A 4,342-nucleotide genomic window follows, 5' to 3' on the forward strand; every position below is an offset into this window, starting at 1 on the left:
ATGATGATTTTGCCCATTATGCTTCGAAACAGTTGTGGGACATCAATAGTACCCCCCACTACGAAGAGTGTATCGCGCTGTTAAAAAGAAAATAATTGCCTAGCAAGAAAAAAGCCGCCAAAAATAGGCGGCTAAAAGTGTGCAAGCAAAGGTGTTGTTTAAGTCGAACCTGTCTTTCGCTACAAACAATAGACTGAAAAGGTGAGGTGCTCAACCCTGTCGTTCATGAAATGAGATTTGAAACAAGGTGCACATGTAATTATTGCATGTATAACTTGCATGGGTTCACTAGATATTCAGCTAGAACCACTTGGGGTCGCTGAGGTCAAGGCTTGGCGAGTGTAGGTAGTAGACGGTTTATAATAGATTATGCGGTTTTAAAATGTCAGCCAGCACCGAAATGGTTTTGGTACTGGCTGAGTTTTTCTTTGGATGTTGGTGTCTTCAATTACGTCAAATAACCGTTCCACTCTTTGCTGTATGAGCATTGGGTACAACGTCTCTATTTAACCAATGGCTGATTACTTGCTGTAACGCATTTAATGACGTCGGTTTCTCTAAACGACCGTCCATCAGCTTGCTAATCATTTCTAGCTCACGTTCGCCAGATTCACCTGACAGCGCAATGATCGGAACCTGCGGAGAATGCGCCTTAATGATTTGGCTGGCTTCAAAACCATTCATAACTGGCATTTGAATATCCATCAAAATCAAATCGATGGAATTCGCTTTAAAGATTTCTACTGCATTTTCACCGTTGTTTGCCTGCAAGTTGTTAACACCAAGTTGGTTCAGATACATTTGAACTAGTGAGCGTTGTACTTCTTTATCGTCAACGATGAGCACCGTGGGGGCTTTGTTATTGATTAGAAATGACTGATCGATTGGTTGTATATTGTCAACGGTTCTTTGCTCTGTATTCGGTTTAGGTTGTTGCCAACTTTTGAAATCAGGAGTACGAAGCGAGTCGGCTTGGGGAGCATTGGGTACCATAGGAAAGTATAAGTGGAATTCCGTAAACTCCCCAGTTTCGATTTGCATTCAACTCGGCCGCCAAAAGAGCGCATGACACGCTGGCAATAGCCGAGCCCCAGACCGCTGCCTCCGCTTTTTTGATAAGAGAAAAAGTCATCGAAAATCTTATAAGAAATGGCGTCGTCAATCCCCGGGCCTGTATCTCTGAAGATTAAAATATTTTCATAAGTACCGATTTGAGTTGTGATCTCAATTTGGCTATTTGGGTAGGAATCAAAATAATAAATTGCGTTACGAATCAAGTTGAAAATAACAAAGTTGAATAAGGTTTCATTAAGTTTTGCTACGAAGTCATCTTGTTGTGGTAAGTGAATTCGCTCAATTACTTTCTCGTTCTCAAAGCCATATTGACTGACCGCCTGATCAACGGCTTTGTGGATCGACGTCATCGTAATCGGTTCGTGTTCAGGCGAACTATCGCTGACCTCGCGCAAGATAATATCAATCAACTGTCGCCCACGTTGAATAGCCGCTTGGCCGTTCTCAATATCCTGTTTAATTTGTTGTGCGGGCGCTTGACTATCAATATGTTGCTTTAAAATTTCAAAATGCAATTGTACTTGAGCGAGCGGGTTACGCATTTCATGCGCAATTGAATTCGCTAATGCACGACTTTGGCAGACACGTCTATCCGCTTCAATAATACTTTGTATTCGGGTTAGCAAGGTTTGAAGTGCAGCGATTTCTTCATTAGAAAACATCTGATTATTGATTTTGTGTGGCGAGATTAATAAATGTGTGACCAATTTGCTGTGGCCAAACAGTGGCATAACCAACGCTGTATTGTTTGAGCTCATTTTGTCATAAAGGGCTTTGATCGAGTTTTTTGCCGCGGTTTTGTTGTCTAATTTTTCAAACAATTCATCAAACACTAGTGCGGTTTGTTTGGATGAAAGGTAACGTTCGTAGACGGTTTCGTTATAGTTACTATTAACGAACTGCAGCTTATCATCGGCGATGTATAATAACTGGCCTAAACGGCGCATCGCATCATCAATTGACCGCTTGAAATCGTCTTCCAAAGCGAGAATTTGCTCTACAGGAGTCTGCTGATTGCCGTAAATCAGTAAAGAGGCGTAACGGCTCAAGCGTTTGTAGAGTGGATTCCAAGTAATACCAATAAGTGCACAGAGTGGTATTGCAATCAGCCATTGGTTGCTGTCGGTGAGAGGGATGAAGATCGCGCCGAGCGGTATGAATAAAACCCCACATACTAACGCAGTATTGAGACATAGGTAAGCAAGGTATTTCACACTGTAGAAGCGTGAAGTGATAAGAGCATAGCCAACAAACATCATTTCGCTGATGGAGAGTGCCGGAGGTAGCCAAGAGAGTGAGAAATCTTGAAAGAAAAAGGTGATTCCTATGTGGATAACTAGTGTTGAAAGCATGTATACCAATATACCTGCAATAATATAATTGGTTTTGGCCAGTGCTAACTTACTACTATTGGTTCGCATCACGACCAAGTTGAATAACGTCAGTATCACTGAACATAGCATGGCATTAAAGAAGTAAGGCGTATGGGGCCCAAATTCAATGACAAACTCGCTCGGTCCGACAATATCAACATGTTTCACCGTGAGGTTAGATTGCAAGTTAATAAGTACGGAGTAGGCCGCTATAGTAATAAATATCAGCCGTTGCCAAAGGTGTACTTTGCCTTTTCTTTGTTCGGCAGAGAGCTGACATGAGAAATAGTAGGCAAAAACAAATGCAAGGGATGCAGAAATATTGGCAATTTCTGCCATAAAGATTGCTCTATTTACACCAAGCTCAATTAGCCAATCAGTATGGAAATATGCATTACTTCCTATCCAAGCGATGATACACGAGGAATAAGCGATGTAGGAGGCGTGGTGTGTGCCAAAAATTACTTCATTTTTTTGTTTAAGACGATAGCAATAGTAAGTTAACCAAACGAGCACCATGGCTACTGCTGCGATAAGCGTTATCGCTTTGGGATAGAGAATTGGATCTAAGTTGAGGTTAAGCATACTCTTTCTCTTTCCTTTTGGTTAAATCGTACTTCCTACGCTGAGAAACTGCATGTCGATAGTCACGAAAATTGGTATCACTGAAAACCTTATCCATCCTTTCAATCATCCAGAATCCACGATAACTTTGTTTTCCGTTATTATTTAAGTCGTTATATCCAGAACGGAAATACGATTTTGGTTCGATAGTTTGATAAAAATTGAGTATGAAAGGTTGTTCGATAATGGTGAAACCAATTTTATACCCCATTTGATTTAGTATTTGGATGAGCTTTTTTTGAGCAAGGTAGAGAAAATAGAGCTTTTGTTGAGCGTTACCACTGACGGTTAAACGCAGCACTTCACAGACCGCTTGCGTACCAGTCAATTGTCGCCGAAATTGATGATCGAATTCTGGGAGAGAGTCGCATTTCGACAGTGCTGGTTTGAAAAGCTGTAATTCCATCAAAACATCGTAACTATGATCGGGTAAACAGAATTGCCACTGTTCGTTACTGAATTGCTGTGCGTAACTAAGCCAAGTCTGATTTACTGACCAATCTTGTACCAACATTGAAGCGACCAGTGTGGGAGATGCTTCGTTATTAGGATGCTTGAGTAAAACAAAGTGCTTCCCTTTTTGTGATAAGGACAATAAAGACAGCATCTCGTACCACTTTTCGCCTTTAATAAATAGCTCAAGATTGCTCAAGGTGATCGCATCTTTGATGGGCATTTTTTGCGGGTGACTGGGCGTTGTGACCCAAAGTTCAGAATCCTCTATCTGGTCGATCAAAAAACCACGGTAGGCACAGTCTTTAAGTGGCAGTTCGATACGATGAGGAGCATCCGCTTCGATAGGGAATAGTGTTTTTATAGCCGCAATTTCGCATTCACACCAGAAATCTAGCCAATGCGAATAACACTCGCTGACGGTTTGCTCAAGATGTGCTATCTCTTCACCGAATGTATTCGGATAGCGCCGGATGAGCTCTCGGTAGTCCATCAATTCAAACAGCATTGAGAAGCTTTTATTGTGATGTTCAGGAAATAGGTTGAGTAATTGGTTTTTGCGGTGCTCTGTAAGGGCGCGGAAAAGATCAGCCCGTTGCTGTGGTTGATAAGTATTGATGACGAACTCTACCAGAGCCCGCTGTTTTTTTTCAATAGGCAGACTGTTTGTCAGCCGTGAGCCTAAAGATGATATTATTTTCATAGAGTTAACCTAGCCTAGGTTTATTTAATTATTTTTTATTAGTTTTATTAGATAGGCTCCAGTAAATGAGACTTTGATTTAGGAGGGTATTTGGCGTCACGTCAGTTAGTAGCAG

General features: G+C 41.4%; 1 protein-coding gene and 1 pseudogene. Both read right to left on the bottom strand.

Annotated features, from left to right (window positions below):
• Positions 1 to 453 precede the first annotated feature (453 nt).
• Positions 454 to 3,032, bottom strand: a pseudogene (gene luxN, locus AACQ21_RS04940) (quorum-sensing autoinducer 1 sensor kinase/phosphatase LuxN).
• Complete coding sequence (vanM, locus tag AACQ21_RS04945; RefSeq protein WP_105976771.1) at positions 3,025 to 4,227, bottom strand: acyl-homoserine-lactone synthase VanM; 1,203 nt, start codon at positions 4,225 to 4,227, stop codon at positions 3,025 to 3,027. Before vanM ends, luxN begins: the two are co-directional and overlap by 8 nt.
• Positions 4,228 to 4,342: the final 115 nt, after the last annotated feature.

Source organism: Vibrio sp. V01_P9A10T6 (genome assembly GCF_963877065.1).
Classification (GTDB): domain Bacteria; phylum Pseudomonadota; class Gammaproteobacteria; order Enterobacterales; family Vibrionaceae; genus Vibrio; species Vibrio anguillarum.

Bases quoted from the DNA above. Each gene is read 5' to 3' on its own strand.
- vanM (WP_105976771.1), bottom strand. From the start codon at position 4,227: ATGAAAATAATATCATCTTTAGGCTCACGGCTGACAAACAGTCTGCCT.